At 39.9% G+C, this 20,024-nt stretch carries 18 protein-coding genes; 1 reads left to right on the forward strand and 17 read right to left on the reverse strand.

What is annotated here, in order from left to right; genetic code table 11:
* Nucleotides 1–308: 308 nt before the first annotated feature.
* Together AC27JL_RS18305 and AC27JL_RS18310 are read right to left on the reverse strand one after the other, a co-directional pair.
* A complete protein-coding gene (locus AC27JL_RS18305) occupies nt 309–2,102 on the reverse strand; it encodes a choice-of-anchor I family protein (protein WP_487196272.1) in 1,794 nt (597 codons plus the stop codon).
* An 85-nt stretch (nt 2,103–2,187) separates the two neighbouring features.
* The gene (locus tag AC27JL_RS18310) at nt 2,188–3,417 is read right to left on the reverse strand and encodes an acyltransferase family protein (protein WP_487196273.1); all 1,230 of its coding nucleotides are present in this window, start codon (nt 3,415–3,417) and stop codon (nt 2,188–2,190) included.
* Nucleotides 3,418–3,560: 143 nt separating this feature from the next.
* Here AC27JL_RS18310 and AC27JL_RS18315 point away from each other — a divergent pair, with 143 nt between their 5' ends.
* Nucleotides 3,561–4,403, forward strand: a complete 843-nt coding sequence (locus AC27JL_RS18315; RefSeq protein WP_487196274.1) for a LytR/AlgR family response regulator transcription factor — start codon at nt 3,561–3,563, stop codon at nt 4,401–4,403.
* Between the two features lie 28 nt (nt 4,404–4,431).
* On the opposite strand, the gene glmU is transcribed toward AC27JL_RS18315, so the two are convergent.
* The 15 genes from glmU to mnmG all read right to left on the reverse strand — a co-directional run bounded on the left by glmU (nt 4,432) and on the right by mnmG (nt 19,760).
* A complete protein-coding gene (glmU, locus tag AC27JL_RS18320) occupies nt 4,432–5,790 on the reverse strand; it encodes a bifunctional UDP-N-acetylglucosamine diphosphorylase/glucosamine-1-phosphate N-acetyltransferase GlmU (RefSeq protein WP_487196275.1) in 1,359 nt (452 codons plus the stop codon).
* A 318-nt stretch (nt 5,791–6,108) separates the two neighbouring features.
* Complete coding sequence (locus tag AC27JL_RS18325) at nt 6,109–8,250, reverse strand: winged helix-turn-helix domain-containing protein (RefSeq protein WP_487196276.1); 2,142 nt, start codon at nt 8,248–8,250, stop codon at nt 6,109–6,111.
* 159 nt (nt 8,251–8,409) lie between these two features.
* Nucleotides 8,410–8,832, reverse strand: coding sequence for a F0F1 ATP synthase subunit epsilon (locus AC27JL_RS18330; protein WP_006793948.1), 423 nt, complete (start codon nt 8,830–8,832; stop codon nt 8,410–8,412).
* A 13-nt stretch (nt 8,833–8,845) separates the two neighbouring features.
* A complete protein-coding gene (gene atpD / locus AC27JL_RS18335; RefSeq protein ID WP_006793949.1) occupies nt 8,846–10,231 on the reverse strand; it encodes a F0F1 ATP synthase subunit beta in 1,386 nt (461 codons plus the stop codon).
* A gap of 33 nt (nt 10,232–10,264) precedes the next feature.
* Nucleotides 10,265–11,125 (reverse strand): F0F1 ATP synthase subunit gamma, encoded by an 861-nt coding sequence (gene atpG / locus AC27JL_RS18340; protein ID WP_010558110.1) that lies wholly within the window; start codon nt 11,123–11,125, stop codon nt 10,265–10,267.
* Nucleotides 11,126–11,185: 60 nt separating this feature from the next.
* Nucleotides 11,186–12,727, reverse strand: coding sequence for a F0F1 ATP synthase subunit alpha (atpA, locus tag AC27JL_RS18345; protein WP_006793951.1), 1,542 nt, complete (start codon nt 12,725–12,727; stop codon nt 11,186–11,188).
* Between the two features lie 14 nt (nt 12,728–12,741).
* Nucleotides 12,742–13,275 carry a F0F1 ATP synthase subunit delta gene (gene atpH / locus AC27JL_RS18350; protein ID WP_006793952.1) on the reverse strand — a complete coding sequence of 178 codons (534 nt, stop codon included), beginning with the start codon at nt 13,273–13,275 and terminating at the stop codon, nt 12,742–12,744.
* 16 nt (nt 13,276–13,291) lie between these two features.
* Nucleotides 13,292–13,762: a F0F1 ATP synthase subunit B gene (atpF, locus tag AC27JL_RS18355; RefSeq protein ID WP_006793953.1), complete on the reverse strand. Its 471-nt coding sequence runs from the start codon at nt 13,760–13,762 to the stop codon at nt 13,292–13,294.
* Nucleotides 13,763–13,803: 41 nt separating this feature from the next.
* Nucleotides 13,804–14,037 (reverse strand): F0F1 ATP synthase subunit C, encoded by a 234-nt coding sequence (gene atpE / locus AC27JL_RS18360; protein ID WP_004335261.1) that lies wholly within the window; start codon nt 14,035–14,037, stop codon nt 13,804–13,806.
* A 54-nt stretch (nt 14,038–14,091) separates the two neighbouring features.
* On the reverse strand, nt 14,092–14,949 hold the full coding sequence (gene atpB / locus AC27JL_RS18365; protein ID WP_006793955.1) for a F0F1 ATP synthase subunit A: 858 nt from the start codon (nt 14,947–14,949) through the stop codon (nt 14,092–14,094).
* Between the two features lie 15 nt (nt 14,950–14,964).
* Nucleotides 14,965–15,345, reverse strand: coding sequence for an ATP synthase subunit I (locus AC27JL_RS18370; RefSeq protein ID WP_006793956.1), 381 nt, complete (start codon nt 15,343–15,345; stop codon nt 14,965–14,967).
* Between the two features lie 142 nt (nt 15,346–15,487).
* Nucleotides 15,488–16,414: a ParB/RepB/Spo0J family partition protein gene (locus AC27JL_RS18375; RefSeq protein WP_039038497.1), complete on the reverse strand. Its 927-nt coding sequence runs from the start codon at nt 16,412–16,414 to the stop codon at nt 15,488–15,490.
* Between the two features lie 20 nt (nt 16,415–16,434).
* Entirely contained in the window at nt 16,435–17,220 is a 786-nt protein-coding gene (locus tag AC27JL_RS18380; protein WP_006793958.1) for a ParA family protein, read from the reverse strand.
* 14 nt (nt 17,221–17,234) lie between these two features.
* Complete coding sequence (gene rsmG, locus AC27JL_RS18385) at nt 17,235–17,855, reverse strand: 16S rRNA (guanine(527)-N(7))-methyltransferase RsmG (protein ID WP_010558112.1); 621 nt, start codon at nt 17,853–17,855, stop codon at nt 17,235–17,237.
* A gap of 15 nt (nt 17,856–17,870) precedes the next feature.
* Nucleotides 17,871–19,760: a tRNA uridine-5-carboxymethylaminomethyl(34) synthesis enzyme MnmG gene (gene mnmG / locus AC27JL_RS18390; protein WP_277053835.1), complete on the reverse strand. Its 1,890-nt coding sequence runs from the start codon at nt 19,758–19,760 to the stop codon at nt 17,871–17,873.
* Nucleotides 19,761–20,024: the final 264 nt, after the last annotated feature.

Here is a 20,024-nt window from a genome sequence, read left to right on the forward strand (position 1 = left end):
CAAATTTCTTTTTAGAATCTTTAAAAGTAAAGTTTTACTTAACTCTCTGATTAACTCTTGCCTCGCTATGCGTTGGCGCCTGCCGTCTCAGTGGGGTCGCATTATAGGGATATTCGAGTGGGGGTCAACGTTTAATTCATACTTTTTTGAATAAAAATACTTTTAGTACGAAAGGTATACAAATAAAGGGGTAGAGGGCGCTTTTAGCTTAAAAAACATGCATTTTTAATCTCTACTTAAATGCTAATACTCTATCAATATAAAAAGCGGAAAATAAAGCATGATATTTTCCGCTTTTTACAGAGTGGTTAATTAGCTGAAATTTCCCATACTGCGATAGAACCAGATATCTCATTACCTATGATAAGTAGCGGTTCGCCAGTTGCACTTTGTTCGCGTGGTATGAATGTCATTCCTTCTGGTGCTAGATCACCGGTAATTTCTGCACCAGCTATTAAACCTCGGTTATAAAAGTAGTCTTCAAACTGCACATCATATGGGTTAGTAATATCGTAAATCATGATCCCGCCCATACGCTCGAGTCCAATAAATGCGAAGGTACGTTCGCCAATTGTACCTACAGTTAGCGCTTCGGGTTCTGCGCCTTTATCGTCTGAGCGTGTATCCCCTTTATTTTCATCTTCATTATTGTTAAACGCTTCGCCATGAACTGATGCGGTAATACGGCCTATATCGTCTCCAGAATCAAACACCACCAGCCCATTGCTGTCCCAAATGGTAAACGAACGTGCGCCATAGGCATAAAGCGATTCGTATTGACCATCGTTATTATTATCACCTTTAACCGTTGTCACTTTTAAACGGCCGATGTCGTTATCGTCGTTATTTAAGTAATCAAAATTAGCAGCAAGCGTTAGGTCTTCGACGCGGCTTTCATCTATGTAAGCAAGACATCCATCGTCTTCATCGAAATCTACGCCGCCTTTGGCTATGCAATCTGCTTCATCGGTTGTATCAAAAAAGTATTCGCGTGCATCACCTTCATTAGCCGACACTATAAAGTTTGCACCTTTCCAGCTAAAGCTTGAAATTGTGTCTGGTTGGTACATGCCATATAAGCCAGAGTATGATTTAAAATTAACACCGCCGTCTTTATCTGATGCGTCTATTTGCAAGCTAGACCAGTCTTTAAACCCTAACCCTTTTAACTCAAGAGAGTTATCTTCTAAATTAACGATGGCTAGTCCGTTATTTTCTTGAATCGATACGTAGGCATATTTGTTATCTTTAGAAATACTGACGTACTCTGGCTCTAAGTCCATAGCTACGGTGGTATTGATTAAATTACCATTTATGGTGCGCCCTGCTGGATTAGCAAATACCAGTCCGAGTGCTTCAAGTTCAGATTGCTTATCGTTGTATGCTGTAAAATCAATATTGGTAGCATTGTCGGCAATTACACCATCATTAACATTGATAATGCTGATAGAACCCTGTGGATCAATACTATAGTCGCCGTTAGGTTCCCCTTCGTTGGCAACAACTACTTTTGCTCCATCATGGCTAAATGTAACCATATCGGGTAAAAAACCAGCAGTTACATTTTTTATAAATATTGGTGTATCGCCGCTTATGTCGTAAAAGGCAACTTGACCTGCCTCTCCAACACTTTTAGCAGCCATTGCTACAGCAAGTAACTGGTTATTTTCATCTATTGCTATGCTGTTTGCGTCACCGGAGGTGTTGTCGTTTAAGGTAAGTGTAATTGCCGTACCTAAGTTGGTTGTATTTACAATGCCTTCGTTGTCTTGCACTAGAGCAGCTGTATCGAATGTGTCTGCAGGAATAATATTTACAACCGCAGCATCCCCCGAGCTATTAATAGCGTAAATCCATTTTTTTGATGCTTGATATGCGACTATTTCGGCAGCACCTTCAGGGCTTTGCGCATTGAGTACTGCTCGTCCTATTAGGTTAATAGTTAAAGCCGAATTTGCATTAGTGCCGTTAATTCCATTTTCACCTGTTGTACCTTGCTCGCCTTGAGCTCCTTGTGCGCCATTTTGACCATCATCGCCATCTAATGAGCAACCAGTCAGCATAGATAAAAGTGAAAGCGCTATTATTGATTTTTTTAACATTGTTCTTTTCCTTAGTGTGGTATTAGGTAAATATCAACACAGAGGTATTACAAAGTTATGGCATTTTTAATACGGCTTTTTTACTTTAAAAAGCCAACTGATAGGCTAACGGTAAGGTAAGCAACATACCCAATACATAACCCGTTTTTTTAAGCGCTGGCGAATAGTTGTTTTTTATTTTAAGACCTAGCAGGGGCCTAATGATATCAATGCGCATTACCACTAATGTAATAGCTGCGCACGCCCCCCAAGTGCACACAATAATTAAAAATAACTCAACCATAAGACCAAGGTTAAAAGGTTGTAGCACAAAGCATAATATAATTAATACACTTTGATGCAATACATAAAAGGGAAACACCCAGCTATTTAGTGTGTTTAAGTAAGCTGCTTTAAAATTTAAAAAACGCTGCGCTAAGGTAAGCATGGTAAGTACACCAACTACTCTTTGAGTATTGTATATTGCAGTCCACACATAGTTTGGTAAATCCAGTTCATTTTGATACGCCAAAGCAATACACACATACAATAGAGTAAAGCTTGCACACAATAGCCAAAGGTATCGATTTAAACTTTTCCAAAAATAAGTGTTTTTAGCTAACAAGTAGCCTGTAAATAAAAATATGAAGCCGCTTACTTCGCGTATTGCATCACCTTTTAAACAATTATTAGCAAGCAACATGGCTATTACCAATAGGCCTGTAAGCATAGAAAATGATAGGTTTACTTTAATCGTATTTAATAAAGAAGAAAAAATAGAAAGCTTTGCTACTAATGAGTATATAAAAACAATAAGCATAAACTGCCACAAAGAGCGTAAATACCATAAATGATTTACATCAACATGCGGCCATACGCCAGATTGGTAATTAACAAATATGCTATTACTGGTATCTAAAAACGCTAAATAGAACTGCCAATACGTCATATCTATAACGCCTTGTTGATGCATTTCGGCATAAAGCTGAAAAGGCACAATTAACCATAGCCCCACCAGCAGGGGGAGTAATATGAAAATAGAACGCTTTAAAACAAATAAGGCACATAATTTATAGCCACTTACCTTATCAAGCATAAAACAAAGTGCTACCCCTGATATAAACCAAATTAGCAGCATTCTCCAAGGGGAAAACAGCAACATAAAATACTCTACGAGTTCAGACGTATAATTACTTTTAAAATGAAACCCCCAATTTTGGCTATACAACATACCTATGTGATAAAAAATGAGAGTCGCAAATGCAATTACTCTCAACCAATCAATAAAGTAATGGCGAGAGTGTGTAGATTGTATTGCGTTTAATTGAGTACTCATACGTTAACCAATGTGTTTGTGATACCGGTAGTTAACTTAAAATAACTCGCAAAAACTATACATAAGTGCTTATATTACAAGCAATAGTGATAAAAGGTGGTATACAGGGATAACTGTCGCCTATAAATATAAAAGCACACATAATGAACCTTCAACACTTTCAACGTTTTCAAATTTTTTATGCCACGTTACTTTTGTTTAGCTACGTTGTAATAAACAATACGGTTAATGCGACAACTCAAATAATGGAGGCGCAAAGAGACGGCGAACTTCCTTTTTTAATATGGGAGCCGTTTGTATGGGAATATTCAAGTGCGTTTAGCACGTTACTTATATTTCCGGCTGTAGTGTGGCTATTAAAAAAAGTACCTTTTAATTGGCATAATATTGGGCTTTCGCTGTGTACTTACTTTGTAGCGTCTATTATTTTCAACGTATTCCATATTAGTGTAATGGTTGGAGGACGGAAGCTCATTTATTGGTTGAACGAACTTCACTACAACTTTGGCCTCAGCTGGTTTGAATTTTTATATGAATACCAAAAAGATGCGATAAGCTTTTTATTCTTTATCACCCTTATTAAAGTTTATCAGTATATTGTTAAACAGTTGTTGGGAGAAGCTTCGTCTATTGATGAAGGTGCGCAACACAATACTGATACTATTAATCGCTTATTAGTTAAAAAGCGGGGTAAAGAATTTATTATAAAAATTGACGACGTGGATTGGCTTGAATCTTCAGGCAATTATGTAAATTTACATATTGGTACGTCCATTTACCCTTTAAGAGTGACGCTCACTGAATTAAGTAAACAACTAGAAGTGCAGGGCTTTTGTAGGATTCACCGAAGTCATGGCGTAAAACTCGATAAAGTAGAATGCATTACACCACTCCCCAGCGGCGACAGCGAAATAAAACTAACTACAGGTAAAGTGCTTAACCTTTCTAGGCGTTATAAAGATCAATTTAAACTTAAGCTGCAATAAAAAAGGCTACCTAAGTAGCCTTTAATTATTATTTTTTAACTGGTCGTTTCCAACCGGTTAAGTTGCGTTGCTTTGAACGTGCTATTGCCAGTTGCTCGTCTTCAACAGTGCTAGTGATCACAGAGCCTGCTCCCACAGTTGCAGTAGAACCAATGTTTACAGGAGCAACAAGTGATGAGTTAGAGCCTATAAAAGCGTTATCACCAATAATGGTTTTTGCTTTATTCACCCCATCGTAGTTACAGGTAATTGTACCTGCGCCAATATTTACTTTTTCGCCAATTTCAGCATCGCCTAAGTAACTTAAGTGGTTTGCTTTAGAGCCTTTACCTAAACGGGTTTTTTTCATCTCAACAAAGTTACCAATGTGAGAGTCTTCTTCCATTACCGCACCTGGGCGAAGGCGTGCATAAGGGCCAAGTGTACATTTAGCCGCTACGCTTGCATCTTCAATAAGGGTATTCGCTTTTATTACAACGTTATCGCCTATGGTACAGTTTTTAAGTACACAGTTAGGGCCTATTTGTACGTTATTACCAAGGGTTACATTACCTTCAAAAATAACGTTTATATCAATTAATACGTCTTCGCCTGTTTTAACATTGCCACGTACATCAATACGGGCTGGGTCGGCTAGGGTGGCACCATTTAACATTAATTCTTCTGCTTGCCATGCTTGGTAAGCACGCTCTAACCCTGCTAGTTGTACGCGGTTGTTTGCGCCTTCAACTTCCATTGCATGATCTGGCTGAGCCGATGTAATTTCTACATCTTCACTGTGCGCCATAGCAACTATATCTGTTAGGTAGTATTCACCTTGCGCATTATTGTTAGATAAGTTGCCTAACCAGGTTTTTAACAGTTTGCCGTTAACCGCCATAATACCGGTGTTTACTTCATTAATAAGTAACTGCTCTGCGCTTGCATCTTTTTGCTCAACAATACCAACAAGCTTGCCATTTTCACGCAGCATACGACCGTAGCCATTTGGATTAACCAAGTTAACGGTTAATACCGCTAGCCCATTTTTAGGTGTTACAGCCAATAACCGCTCAAGTGTTGATTGTTTTGTTAAAGGAACGTCACCGTATAAAACCAATACGGTATCGTCATCGTTAATATGAGGATTTGCTTGTGCAACAGCATGGCCGGTACCTAATTGATCTGCTTGCAGTACCCACTTTACATCGTTATCGGCAAGTTGTTGTTGTAATAGTTCGCCGCCGTGCCCATAAACTAAGTTAGTTGTGGTTGCGCCCAATGCCTTTGCGTTATCAATAACATGCTGCACCATAGGTTTACCTGCCACTTTATGCAGCACTTTTGGTAGAGCAGAGCGCATACGAGTACCTTTACCCGCAGCAAGAATTACTGTTGTTAGAGCCATTAAAACAATTTCCTTTTTCCGTTGTTTTAGTTAACAAGTCTGTTTATGCAGAAGATTACGTAAGTCACACCCTGTGCAAATACTCAGTAAACTAATTTGCTAGTACTGAATCTTGACTGAAAAATAGACTTAATTGAATAGCGTTATTGTAGCGGGGATTGGTGAAGGATATAAGTGAAAATTATCATTACAGTAAAGTAACTTGTGGGGTACTTCTTTTCACTTAACTAATTAATCGGGGTTAAGGATATTGTTTGCCATATGCTTACCAACTAATGGAAAGTTACCAGTGGGTATATCACTTTACATGTATTCGAATTAATCGCTTTTCTCCGGCGATAGTATTACAAGCCCGTTGTTTACCAATTCAACTATTTCTAACGTTAGAGTGCTACCTGAACTCGAAAAATTTACATCTAGAATAACATCTTCTGCTTTGCTAATTTCAAACACTTTTTTTGGCGACACACTAAAGCTTTCGGAAAAATCATATTCGTACACAGTTTTACCCGTTGAATGATACAGTTTATTTTGGCTTGCCGATAAAGAGTGTTTATAGGCTGATTTATTTACTTTAAAGCCTTTTGTTTGCTCCCCAGTTGATAAGTCGAAAAATATCAACATATCTAAATTATTCAGAAAAATGAGTTTGTTATTTGGTAACTGACCAAACCACACTGCATTTTTTACTGGTAACAATATGCTATTAGAATTACTTCTATTAAAAATATAAGAGCTGCTGTTTGCACTAGGTTTATCCTGCACAATATAGCCAATATTTTTATCTAGTAAATAATTAACCGAGATCAAATCACCTTTGGGGGTAATAATATCCTTAACGGATAAATCTTCATAGTTGAGTATTTCTATTTCACTTTCACTTTCACTAACGCCGAAGGCTTCTTGAGAATCGGAAGATATTTTAAAGTCTCGATAACTAAAGCTGACTTTTTTTGACTTGACCTTCCCGTCTTTAAATACGGTATTTAATTTAATTGATTCCCCATCATTACTTAAAAATACAAGGTTTTCTCCAATAGAACTTGCAAACCGGCTATCAAATTTAGATGCTAGTTCGATGTTTTGAGAAGTCAAATCAAGTTTGTATATATTATGAGAAAAAGGGTATATCAGCCCTAAAATATTTTTATTATCAATAGGGTAAGTAAGTGAGTATCGGCTGTCACTATCTACTTTTATTTTACTTTCTATACGGTTATTTTTTAACGAATATTGGTAAAATATCTCTTCTTTATTGTCATACCATAACAATGAATCAGTTTCTTTTTGATAGTTAATTGACCATATTCTACTTTTTGTCTCATATAACTTAACCTGTGCACCACCTTCTAAATCAGTCATGTACAGTTCACTAGAATTAAATTGATGCCTCTCAAATATAATTTTATTTTTGTTTTTAATATAGTATAGAAACTTATCACCATACGAATTCAGGTTTGGTGAACTTATTTGAAACTCGTCACCAGTGCTTAAATTCAGATTAACAAGCGCCGATAATTCAGAGCGATTTCTGTAACCATATTTTGAATAGACAATAGAATTGTTATCAATACTAATCGCATTTATTGGGTATGAAGGCTCACAATCAAATAAAAACTTACTACCTGCACTACTTGTTAAATCTACTTCCCACAACCCACATTTGCCTTTACTTTCTACTTTATAAATTGCACGTTCGCTATCCATAGACCAACCTGCAGGAAAAATATTAGCGTTAGTTTCTGAGATTTTTCTTTCTTGCCCTGTATGTAGGTTTTTTAACAAAAGCACTGAATATGATTGATCTTCTTCAATAAATGAAAGTGCAACAGTTGAGTTGTCAGGAGAAAGTACCATTTGGCTAAATACACCTTGTCGCCAAGAGAGCGTTTCTTCGTTAAATTTTTTCTCTACGATATTTGGGCTTTTTGTCTCAACCTTTAGTAACGTATCATTTCCAACCTCGTTATCTAGACTAGATAAACTTTGAAACATGTAAATACTAATAAAAGCACCTAAAACTAATATTGTTATTAGTGCGATTAACTTTTTTTGTTTTTTATTAGGTGTTTCTTTTAATGCGTTAACTTGGCTAAATGACGAAGTACCTTTTTCATGATGTATGATCTCTGGTTCTAAAAAAAAGCTATACCCTTTTCTGTAATGTGTTTTTACCACTAAGCCGCGTTGTTTATCTGATTTAAGGGCTTTTCTCAGTTCTGAAATAGCTCTGTTAATGGCGTTATCGTCAACATAATGTTGACACCATACGTCGTCAATTAGGTCTTGACGGGTAATTATCGACTCTTTATTAAGAATGAGGTAACTAAGAATTTTAAAAAGTAGCGGCTCCAATTCCCTTTCAATTACACCATCATTAATAGTTTGCTGTTTGGGGTTTAAACGCCATGCTCCAAACTTAATTTCTACTATTGATTCTGAAAAAGTTGACGGTTTCATTGGGAGGTCACTACGTCCTTATAGCTAATAATTTGATAGGATTTAATTATTAAAACTAACTACTTAATGTTGTTTAGATTATCAGCAAAGCTAGATAGAGTCATCAATCAAGCACAAAAAAGCCCACTTTAAAGTGGGCTTTTTATAAACCAGATAGGCTTACTTTTTACGTAATTGCTGAATAACACGTAGTTGTGCTACCGCTTCAGCTAGCTGCATTGCCGCTTGATTATAATCAAGCTCTGACGATGCACCTTTTGCCATTTGCGCTTCAGCGTCACGTTTAGCTTGCTCTGCAGCTTGTTCGTCCAGGTCTTCACCACGAACGGCTGTGTCTGCAAGTACGGTCACTATGTTCGGCTGAACTTCTAGTGTACCGCCAGCAATGTAGATGAGTTCTTCTTCACCAAATTGCTTAACTAAACGCACCATACCAGGTTTAAGGGCAGTTAGTAGTGGCGCGTGACCGGCATTAACACCAAGCTCACCTTCACTACCAGATACTTGAATCGATTCAACCAAACCAGAAAACAAGTTCTGCTCTGCGCTTACTACGTCAAGATGTACAGTCATAGCTGCCATACTACCCTCCTAATTACATGCTTTTGGCTTTTTCTTGAGCTTCTTCGATAGAGCCAACCATGTAGAACGCTTGCTCTGGAAGGTCATCAAACTCACCGTTTAAAATGCCTTTGAAGCCAGCAATTGTGTCTTTAAGTGAAACGTATTTACCTGACGCACCTGTAAATACCTCTGCCACGAAGAACGGCTGAGATAGGAAACGTTGGATTTTACGTGCACGAGATACAAGTTGCTTATCTTCGTCAGAAAGCTCGTCCATACCTAGGATTGCGATGATGTCTTTAAGTTCTTTGTAACGCTGAAGAACTGTTTGAACGCCACGCGCTGTATCGTAGTGCTCTTGACCAATTACTAATGGGTCAAGTTGACGTGAAGATGAATCAAGTGGATCTACCGCTGGGTAAATACCAAGTGATGCGATATCACGTGAAAGTACTACTGTTGCATCTAAGTGAGCAAACGTTGTTGCTGGAGATGGATCCGTTAAATCATCCGCAGGTACGTATACCGCTTGGATTGATGTGATTGAACCCGTCTTAGTAGATGCAATACGCTCTTGAAGTACACCCATTTCTTCAGCTAGTGTAGGCTGGTAACCTACCGCTGATGGCATACGACCAAGTAGTGCTGATACTTCTGTACCCGCAAGTGTATAACGGTAGATGTTATCTACGAAGAAAAGTACGTCGCGACCTTCGTCACGGAACTTTTCAGCCATAGTAAGACCTGTTAACGCTACGCGTAAACGGTTACCTGGAGGCTCGTTCATCTGACCGTATACAAGCGATACTTTATCAAGTACGTTTGAATCGTTCATCTCATGGTAGAAATCGTTACCCTCACGAGTACGCTCACCAACACCTGCGAATACTGAGTAGCCGCTGTGCTCGATTGCGATGTTACGGATAAGTTCCATCATGTTTACGGTTTTACCAACACCGGCACCACCGAATAAACCAACTTTACCACCTTTAGCAAACGGACATACAAGGTCGATTACCTTGATACCTGTTTCTAAAAGTTCTACTGAACTTGATTGCTCTTCGTATGAAGGCGCTGCACGGTGAATAGACATACGGTCTTCTTCGCCGATTGGGCCAGCTTCATCGATTGGCTCACCAAGTACGTTCATGATACGACCAAGTGTTGCTTTACCAACTGGAACTTGAATCGCTTCACCTGTGTTTGATACTGCTGCACCACGACGTAAACCGTCTGTAGTACCTAGTGCGATAGTACGTACCACACCGCCACCTAGCTGCTGTTGAACTTCTAGAGTCAAACCAGCTAAATCGCCATCTGTTACTTTTAGCGCGTCATATACGGCTGGCACGTTGTCTTGTGAAAATTCAATATCCACAACGGCACCGATAATTTGGACGACCTTACCTAAACTCATGTCTATTCCTCTCGTTAATCTTTGCCTGAAGCATTAAACTGCGGCTGAACCAGAAACAATCTCACTAATTTCTTGTGTGATTGCCGCTTGGCGGGCCTTGTTGTAAACAAGCTGTAACTCATCCATAAGGTCGCCAGCGTTATCAGTTGCGGCTTTCATCGCAACCATACGGGCAGCCTGTTCAGAGGCAGCGTTCTCAACCACACCTTGGTATACCTGAGATTCTACAAAGCGAACTAACAAAGACTCTAAAATAGCGTCTGGGTTAGGTTCGTATAAGTAGTCCCATGTGTGGGCAGATACTTCTTCTTCAGCTTTTGGCAAAGGGAGTAACTGATCTATTGTTGGCTCTTGCTTCATGGTATTAACGAAGTTGTTATATACCAGGAATAAACGGTCAATTTTACCTTCAGAGAATGCATCAAGCATTACTTTTACAGGACCAATAACGTCTTGTACTGAAGGTTTATCTCCTAGGCCTGCTTTTTTAGCAAGCACTTGACCACCAAAGCGTTGAAAGAAACCAGCAGCTTTGCTGCCTAAAGTTGCAAACTCTGCGTCTACACCTTTTTCTTTCCATGCTTTTATGTCTAATGCAACTTTCTTAAACTCGTTTGAGTTTAAGCCGCCACATAGACCACGGTCAGTAGAGATAACAATATAACCAACTCGTTTTACTTCACGTTCTTCTAAGAACGGGTGAGTAAAATCAAGATTTGCTTGAGCAACACGACCAATCACTTTGCGTAATTTGTCAGCGTATGGACGGCTTGAAGCCACTCGTTCTTGCGCCTTTTTCATTTTAGACGCAGCAACCATTTCCATTGCGCTAGTGATCTTTTGAGTATTTTTAATACTCCCGATCTTGCTTTTAATCTCTTTTCCGCTGGCCATGACTCTCTCTCCGAATCAAGGTGTGCTTTAGTAAACTAAAGCGCACCATTAATAACTAAATTACCAAGTTTGCGTAGACTTGAACTTCTCTAGAAGTTCTTTAAGTTGCGCTTCGATCTCGGCGTTGTAGTTACCAGTTTCATTGATTTGAGCCACAAGCTCTGCGTATGTGCTACTTGCGTAAGAAAGTAAAGCTGCTTCGAAATCCATGATTTTAGCGATTTCGATATCTTTAAGATAACCTTTCTCAGCTGCAAATAACGACAAAGACATTTCAGCAACAGACATTGGCGCGTACTGTTTCTGCTTCATTAGCTCTGTTACACGCTCACCATGCTCAAGTTGAGCACGTGTAGCATCGTCAAGGTCAGACGCGAACTGCGAGAACGCAGCTAATTCACGGTACTGAGCTAGGGCTAGACGGATACCGCCACCTAGTTTCTTAACGATTTTAGTTTGTGCAGCACCACCAACACGCGATACCGAGATACCAGCATTTACTGCCGGACGGATACCTGAGTTGAATAAGTCAGTTTCTAAGAAGATCTGACCATCGGTGATAGAGATAACGTTAGTCGGTACGAACGCAGAAACGTCGCCGCCTTGAGTTTCAATGATAGGCAATGCCGTCAATGAACCAGTTTGTCCTTTCACTTCACCGTTAGTGAACTTTTCAACGTAATCAGCGTTTACACGCGATGCACGCTCTAAAAGACGCGAGTGAAGGTAGAATACGTCACCTGGGTATGCTTCACGACCTGGTGGACGCTTAAGTAGCAATGAGATTTGACGGTAAGCAACTGCTTGCTTAGATAAATCATCATATACGATTAATGCGTTTTCACCACGGTCACGGAAGTATTCACCCATAGTACAGCCCGAGAACGGTGCTAAGTACTGAAGTGCCGCAGACTCAGAAGCAGATGCTACAACTACGATAGTATTTGCAAGTGCACCGTGCTCTTCTAATTTACGTACTACGTTAGCAATAGTAGATGCTTTTTGACCAACCGCTACGTACACACACTTAACGCCTGTGTCTTTTTGGTTGATGATCGCATCGATTGCTAGTGCAGTTTTACCTGTTTGGCGGTCACCGATTACAAGCTCACGCTGACCACGACCAACTGGAATCATCGCATCAATAGATTTGTAACCAGTTTGTACTGGCTCATCTACAGATTGACGCTCGATTACACCTGGTGCAATTTTTTCTACAGGTTCAAACCCGTCGTTGTCTAAAGCGCCTTTACCATCGATAGGAGCACCTAGTGTGTTTACAACACGACCAAGTAAGCCAGCACCAACAGGAACTTCTAAGATACGACCAGTTGTGTATACTTTTACGCCTTCAGTAAGGTCAGCGTATGGACCCATTACTACTGCACCAATTGAGTCGCGCTCAAGGTTTAGTGCGATAGCATAACGGTTGCCAGGAAGCTCAATCATCTCACCTTGCATACAGTCAGCTAGACCGTGGATGCGGATGATACCGTCAGTAACAGATACAATTGTACCTTCGTTACGAGCTTCACTTACAACTTCGAACTTCTCAATACGTTGTTTGATTAGTTCTGAAATTTCAGTGGAATTAAGTTGCATGCTCTTTTTCCCAATTACGATTGTAGTGTTGTGGCTAAGCGGTTTAATTTTCCGCGTACAGAGCCGTCGATTACAGTGTCGCCTGCCTTAATAATAAGGCCGCCAACTACTGACGCGTCTTCACTACAATTCAGCTTAACTTTGCGTGCGAAACGTTTTTCAAGTGTCGCTACCAATGACTCTTGCTGCGCTGCAGTAAGAGGGGTTGCCGAAATCACGTCTACATCGATTTCTTTGTCATACTCTGCTTTAAACGCAGCGAATAACTGTGCAACCTCAGGCAGTGCAATCAAACGTCCATTTTCAGCCATCACCTTCACTAGGTTCTGACCTTGTTCGTTGAGCTGCTCTGCGCATAAGTTAATAAATAACTCAGCTTGTGCAGAAGCAGTAGGCAATCCAGCTAAAATGGCTGATGCTTGCTCGTCGCTGGCAACGTGGCCAGCGAAAAACAACATATCATTCCAGCTTTCAATAGCGCCTTTTTCAACGGCAAGTTCAAAAGCCGCTTTAGCGTATGGGCGAGCGATAGTAGTCAATTCAGACATGCTCATACCCTCCTAATTACAGCTCAGCGACAAGTTTTTCAACGATGTCACTATGTGCGGCTTGATTGATTTCACGCTCTAAAATTCTCTCTGCGCCAACCACAGCCAGTGTTGCTACTTGCTTACGTAGCTCTTCTGTCACACGGTTACGCTCTGATTCAATTTCAGAGTGCCCTTGAGCAATAATTTTTTCACGCTCTTCTTGTCCACGAACTGTTTCTTCGTCAACAATTAGCACGGCACGCTTTTTAGCTTGATCAATGATATCAGCCGCTTGAGCTTTTGCATCTTTAAGCTGTTCTGCAGCTTTTTGTTGCGCAAGTTCTAAGTCTTTTTCGGCTCTATCAGAGGCAGCTAAACCATCTTCGATTTTCTTCTGGCGAGCTTCAATTGCACCGTTTAGTGGTGGCCATACGAACTTCATACAAAAAAGTACGAACACCGTAAACGCAATTAATTCACCGATAAGAGTGGCGTTTAAGTTCACAACCGCTCCTCCTTAAATAGTAAGCTGTTCAAAAAATAAAATTAAAGTACGAACAACAATACCATCGCGATACCAACACCAATCATTGCTACAGCATCGATTAGACCAGCAAGGATAAACATTTTAACTTGTAGCGATGGTGCAAGCTCAGGTTGACGCGCACATGCTTCAAGGAATTTACCGCCCATGTTACCAAAACCGATTGCTGTACCGATTGCACCGAAGCCGATAAGTAAAGCTACTGCGATGTACTTAAGACCTAATACTAGTTCCATTTTTTTCTCCAAAGTTTCAATTGTAATTAAAAGTAAAAATTAAAAGTGTATAAATTAGTGATTATCTGAACTTGCCATGCTTAGGTATACGATTGTTAGCATCATGAATACGAATGCTTGCAATACGATTACTAAGATATGGAATACAGCCCAAACAAAGTGCAACGGTAGTTGCATTAAGCCAATCGCACCTATAAGGATGAAGATTAGTTCACCTGCATATAAGTTACCGAACAAACGCAGCGCCAGTGAAAACGGCTTAGAAACCAATGCGATAAGCTCTAGTAATAGATTGAATGGGATTAAAAGAATCTGCATAGCTGTATTGTTTGAACTAAACGGGTGAAGTGTTAGCTCTTTAATAAAACCGCCGATACCTTTAATTTTAATTGAGTAACCAATCATTAATATAAACACACCTAGCGCCAGCGCTGCAGTTAAGTTTATATCTGTTGTTGGTACAATTTTCATGTATACGTCGTGTGAGTCCATGCCAAAGGCTTGCTCACCTACTAAACCAGCAAATGCAGGTAAGAAGTCAACTGGGATTAAATCCATTAAGTTCATTAAGAATATCCAAACGAATATCGTTAATGCTAATGGTGCAATCAGCTTGCTTTTACCATGGAAAGTATCACGTACGTTGTCGCCAACGAACTCAACTATCATTTCAATGAAACACTGAAATTTACCTGGTACGCCCAATGTTGATTTTTTAGCGGCACTACGGAAGATCCATAAAAAGATAAGACCTAGTCCGATTGACCATGCGAGGGTATCTACATGCCATGTCCAAAAACCACTGTCCGTACATGCTTTATTGAAGGCTAGACCGGCGTCGGTCGAGCACATCTTAGCATTGGTTAAGTGGTGCTGGATATGGCTAGATAGAGTAACTTCTTCTGCAGCCATGTTATATCCCAAAAGTTAATGTTTAAAAAAAACGGGTGCAAACAATCCAGTGAATAAAGCCAGTACATAGATACTAAAAAAGGGCAGTAGAACTACCGGAAAATGCTTTAGTACTAGCGCAAACAATATGATTGTCAGCATAAACTTTAGTGCGTTACCGCGTTTTAACGCGTTATACGCTTGTTCTGCACGACTCGCCCCCATAAATCGGAATGCGTAAAGTGCAAAAACACAGTGAGGAAGTATCGCAACTGCACCACCAGCTAACGCTGACAGACTGGCTTCAACTCCCAAACCAATAAAAATAATTACGGCAGCAAATAATGCTACAACACCCTGAAGACAAATTAGTTTAAATGCGGCAAGCCTATACGGACTTGCTAACTTATTATTCACTTTTTGTTAACCTTAATGGCGTTCAAATCGTTAGGGTGTGAAAACTGGCGAAATTATACTGTATCCTGCCAGTTTTGCAACTTGAGTAGAGTGTTTGTAACACAAATTTGCTACAAATGTCTCTTTTTAGACATGTAATAGATCAATGGTGGGTATTGTCGTGATTAATACGATTCAAAATGCCGTCAAGCTCGTCTAAATTAGTATATGAAATAACCAATTTACCTTTGCCTTTTTTGTTGTAGTTTATCTCTACTTTAGCACCTAGGTTTTCAGCTAATTGTTGTTCTAACTGTTTAACATCTGGGTCTTTTTGGTGTTCTTGCTTGGCGGGTGCTGGCTCTAAAATTGCACGCACTAGCTTTTCAGTTTCTCTTACTGTTAGTGCCTTTGCAACGGCAGTTCGTGCTGCGTCAGACTGCGCTTCGCCTTCAAGTGCGAGTAAACAACGCGCATGGCCCATTTCTATGTCACCATGTTCTAACAGAATTTTTACATCACTATTTAAATTATTTAAACGTAATAAGTTTGTTACGGTGGTTCTTGATTTACCAACTGCATCAGCCACTTGCTGATGTGTTAATTCAAACTCATTTAATAAACGATTAAGCGCAACCGCTTCTTCCATTGCATTTAAATCTTCACGCTGAATATTTTCAATCAGTGCTATAGCAACGGCGGCTTCATCGGGTACATCTTTAATAATACATGGAACTGCGTCTAGTTTTGCAATTTGCGCTGCGCGCCAACGACGTTCACCGGCAATAATTTCATAGCTATTGTGGGCAATAGGGCGCACAACAATAGGTTGAATAATTCCTTGTGAGCGAATAGAGCTGGCGAGTTCTTCGAGTGCCTCTTCAGACATGTCTTTACGAGGTTGGTACTTGCCTGAATGCAAAAACTCAATAGGCAATGTTTGTAACGGGTTATCTGTAGCACTAACTGTGCTTTTGACAACCTCTGTTACGTTTTGTGTGTCTTGTTCCTTGCTGGCGCTCGGTGCAGGCTTAGACGAACTTAAAAGTGCATCGAGTCCTCGGCCTAAACCTCGTTTTTTAGCAGACATGTTATTTTTTTACCTCAAAGTTAGGCGACAACGGACGCTGTTTTTTCTTTTCTGCGCAGCATTTCACCGGCAAGTGCCAAATACGCTTTTGCGCCACTTGATGCTCTGTCGTAGTACATAGCAGGTGCACCAAAACTTGGCGCCTCAGCTAGACGAACATTTCGTGGGATCACAGTGCGATACACTTTATCACCAAAATGTTGTTTTAATTGTTCTGAAACGTCGTTTGCTAGGCGGTTACGCGGATCGTACATAGTGCGTAATATGCCTTCAATTTTTAATTCAGGGTTTACTAATTTAGCCAATTGCGTAATGGTATCCATTAATGCTGTTAGGCCTTCCAGTGCATAATATTCACATTGCATTGGTACTAAAATAGAATCTGCAGCGGCCATAGCATTAACAGTTAGCATGTTTAATGAAGGCGGGCAGTCTATAAATATAAACTCGTATTGGTCCTGAATTTTTTCAAGTGCATTACGAAGACGCACTTCACGGGCAAATAATTCCATTAGTTTAACTTCGGCAGCGGTTACGTCTCCGTTTGCTGCAATCATATGGTATTCGCCAGATGTTTCTTTAATGATCACGTCTTCAATGGGCTTATCTTCAATAAGTAGGTCGTAAATAGTGGGCACGTCGCCATATTTATCTACACCACTGCCCATAGTGGCATTACCTTGCGGGTCGAGATCAATTAACAGCACTTTACGCTTCGTTGCGGCCATAGACGCAGCGAGATTAACAGCGGTCGTAGTTTTACCTACACCCCCTTTTTGATTTGCTAATGCGATGACTTTTGCCACAGTGTCTCTGATCCCTAGTCTTTAGAAAGAATAATTAAATGTCGTTGTGCATCTAACTCAGGTACTTCTAATGCAATTTTTTTCTCAAACTTTACGCCAGCGGGTAATGACTCTAATTCTTCGCTAGGGTAAACGCCTTTAAGCGCAATAAAATGGCCAGATTGATCAATTAGGTGTGAACACCAATCAACCATATCTTGTAATGATGCAAATGCACGACTGAGTACGCCATCTAATTTAACACTTGGCTGATATTCTTCAACTCTTGACTGTACCGGGGTAACATTATCAAGCCCAAGTTCATGCTTTACGTGCATTAAAAAGCGTACACGCTTACCTAAGCTGTCGAGTAATACAAATTGAGTATTAGGAAGTGCAATAGCTAATACAATACCAGGAAGCCCAGGGCCTGTACCAACATCAATATAATGATGACCGGGTAAATGAGGTGCAACAACAAGGCTATCCATAATATGCTTTACCATCATTTCTTGAGGTAAACGTACTGAGGTTAAGTTATACGCTTTGTTCCACTTATCCAATAGTTCAACGTAACGAACAAGCTGTTGCTGTTGTTTTTCTGTTAGCGCAATATCAGTTTGCGCTAACAATGTAGTTAATTGTTGTTGTAACACTAGGTGCCCTTACAGTTACGCAGATTTGCGTAATAAGCCTTGCTTCTTCAGATACACTAATAATAACGAAATAGCTGCTGGTGTGATACCAGAAATACGCGAAGCCTGACCAATAGTATCCGGACGAGACTCTTCTAGTTTTGCCACTACCTCGTTTGATAAACCTGATACGGTTTTATAATCAAACTCTTTTGGTAAGATTGTTTCTTCATGGCGAAGCTGTTTATTGATCTCATCTTGCTGACGGGCAATGTAACCTGCGTATTTTGTATGGATCTCAACCTGCTCTAAAGCCGCTTTATTTGTAAATTCAGATCCTAAGCCTTCAATAGCCATTAGATCATCATAACGGATCTCTGGGCGGCGTAGTAATTCTTCTAAACTTGCTTCACGCGTTAATGGAGCTTTTAATAAAGCGTTTACTTGATCAACAACAGTATGATCTTTGTGAATCCAGGTGTCTTTTATACGTTGTTTTTCTTTTTCGATAATTTCCATTTTTTCGTTAAATGCCTGCCAGCGCTCATCGTTAACTAAACCTAGCTCACGGCCTTTTTCAGTTAGACGAATATCGGCATTATCTTCACGCAACAATAAACGGTATTCAGCACGGCTAGTAAACATACGGTAAGGTTCTTTTGTACCAAGCGTTGCTAAGTCGTCAATTAATACACCAACGTATGCTTCGTCACGACGTGGCGTCCACGAATCTTTACCTTGCACTTTAAGTGCCGCATTCATACCAGCAATTAAGCCCTGCGCTCCTGCTTCTTCGTAGCCAGTAGTTCCGTTTATTTGGCCTGCAAAGAATAAGCCTTCAATAAATTTAGTTTCTAGTGATTGTTTTAAATCACGTGGATCAAAGTAATCGTATTCAATAGCATAACCTGGTCGGCAAATATGTGCATTTTCAAAACCGGTGATCGATTGCACTATTTCTAATTGCACATCAAACGGTAGACTTGTCGAAATACCATTAGGGTAAAGCTCGTAAGATGTTAAACCTTCTGGCTCTACAAATATTTGGTGTTTGTCTTTATCTGCAAAGCGAACAATTTTATCTTCAATAGATGGGCAGTAACGTGGACCAATGCCTTCAATAACACCTGAGTACATAGGTGAACGATGCAAGTTTTTGCGTATAACATCATGTGTTTTTTCATTTGTGTAAGTGATGTAACACGGTATTTGTTGCGGGTGGTCACTTTGTTTACCTAAAAATGAAAATACAGGTGTAGGGGTATCGCCTGGTTGCTCTTGCATTTTGCTAAAATCAACCGTACGCGCATCAATACGTGGTGGAGTACCTGTTTTTAAACGATCTACTCTAAAAGGTTGTTCACGTAATCGTTGTGCTAAAGCAATTGATGGTGGATCGCCTGCACGTCCGCCTTTGTAATTTTCTAAACCAATATGTATTTGGCCACCTAAAAATGTACCTACGGTAAGTACTACACTAGGTGCACTAAAACGTAACCCCATTTGAGTTACTACGCCGGTTACTCGATCGTTTTCAACAATAAGATCATCACACGACTGCTGAAATATTTTTAAGTTTTCTTGGTTTTGTAATGTGGTTTGAATAGCCGCTTTATACAAAGCGCGATCAGCTTGTGCACGGGTTGCACGAACCGCAGGTCCCTTTGAAGAATTTAAAGTACGAAATTGGATCCCGCCTTTATCAATAGCTTGTGCCATTGCACCGCCAAGCGCGTCGATTTCTTTTACCAAATGACCTTTGCCTATCCCACCAATTGCTGGGTTACAAGACATTTGACCAAGGGTATCCATATTGTGAGTTAGTAGCAGGGTATTCATCCCCATACGGGCAGCTGCCAATGCGGCTTCAGTGCCTGCATGTCCACCACCTACTACGATAACGTCAAAATTTTCATGAAAAATCATTAATGGGATCCTACTTAAATCAAACCGGTAAACTTCAAAAGGGAGCGTATTCTACCTAGAAATGAGCAGAAGATAAATGATTAAACTGTGCTCAGATCTAAGTAAGTGATCTCTAATAATATAAAGGATCTTTTAAAGAGATCTTTTAATACTATTACTACTACTGATCGGGTTTTCTGTTGATAAGCTTTAGATCTTGTTTAAAAACATTAAATTAGATCAGATCTAAAGGTGTTAATATGATCGGATCATCCCACAAATAAG

It is taken from the genome of Pseudoalteromonas sp. 4NS20-0020 (assembly GCF_057554385.1).

What these genes read in the sequence shown, in the direction of transcription:
- AC27JL_RS18305 (WP_487196272.1), bottom strand. Translation starts at nt 2,102, where the DNA reads ATGTTAAAAAAATCAATAATAGCGCTTTCACTTTTATCTATGCTGACT.
- AC27JL_RS18310 (WP_487196273.1), bottom strand. Translation starts at nt 3,417, where the DNA reads ATGAGTACTCAATTAAACGCAATACAATCTACACACTCTCGCCATTAC.
- AC27JL_RS18315 (WP_487196274.1), top strand. Translation starts at nt 3,561, where the DNA reads ATGAACCTTCAACACTTTCAACGTTTTCAAATTTTTTATGCCACGTTA.
- glmU (WP_487196275.1), bottom strand. Translation starts at nt 5,790, where the DNA reads ATGGCTCTAACAACAGTAATTCTTGCTGCGGGTAAAGGTACTCGTATG.
- AC27JL_RS18325 (WP_487196276.1), bottom strand. Translation starts at nt 8,250, where the DNA reads ATGAAACCGTCAACTTTTTCAGAATCAATAGTAGAAATTAAGTTTGGA.
- AC27JL_RS18330 (WP_006793948.1), bottom strand. Translation starts at nt 8,832, where the DNA reads ATGGCAGCTATGACTGTACATCTTGACGTAGTAAGCGCAGAGCAGAAC.
- atpD (WP_006793949.1), bottom strand. Translation starts at nt 10,231, where the DNA reads ATGAGTTTAGGTAAGGTCGTCCAAATTATCGGTGCCGTTGTGGATATT.
- atpG (WP_010558110.1), bottom strand. Translation starts at nt 11,125, where the DNA reads ATGGCCAGCGGAAAAGAGATTAAAAGCAAGATCGGGAGTATTAAAAAT.
- atpA (WP_006793951.1), bottom strand. Translation starts at nt 12,727, where the DNA reads ATGCAACTTAATTCCACTGAAATTTCAGAACTAATCAAACAACGTATT.
- atpH (WP_006793952.1), bottom strand. Translation starts at nt 13,275, where the DNA reads ATGTCTGAATTGACTACTATCGCTCGCCCATACGCTAAAGCGGCTTTT.
- atpE (WP_004335261.1), bottom strand. Translation starts at nt 14,037, where the DNA reads ATGGAACTAGTATTAGGTCTTAAGTACATCGCAGTAGCTTTACTTATC.
- atpB (WP_006793955.1), bottom strand. Translation starts at nt 14,949, where the DNA reads ATGGCTGCAGAAGAAGTTACTCTATCTAGCCATATCCAGCACCACTTA.
- AC27JL_RS18375 (WP_039038497.1), bottom strand. Translation starts at nt 16,414, where the DNA reads ATGTCTGCTAAAAAACGAGGTTTAGGCCGAGGACTCGATGCACTTTTA.
- mnmG (WP_277053835.1), bottom strand. Translation starts at nt 19,760, where the DNA reads ATGATTTTTCATGAAAATTTTGACGTTATCGTAGTAGGTGGTGGACAT.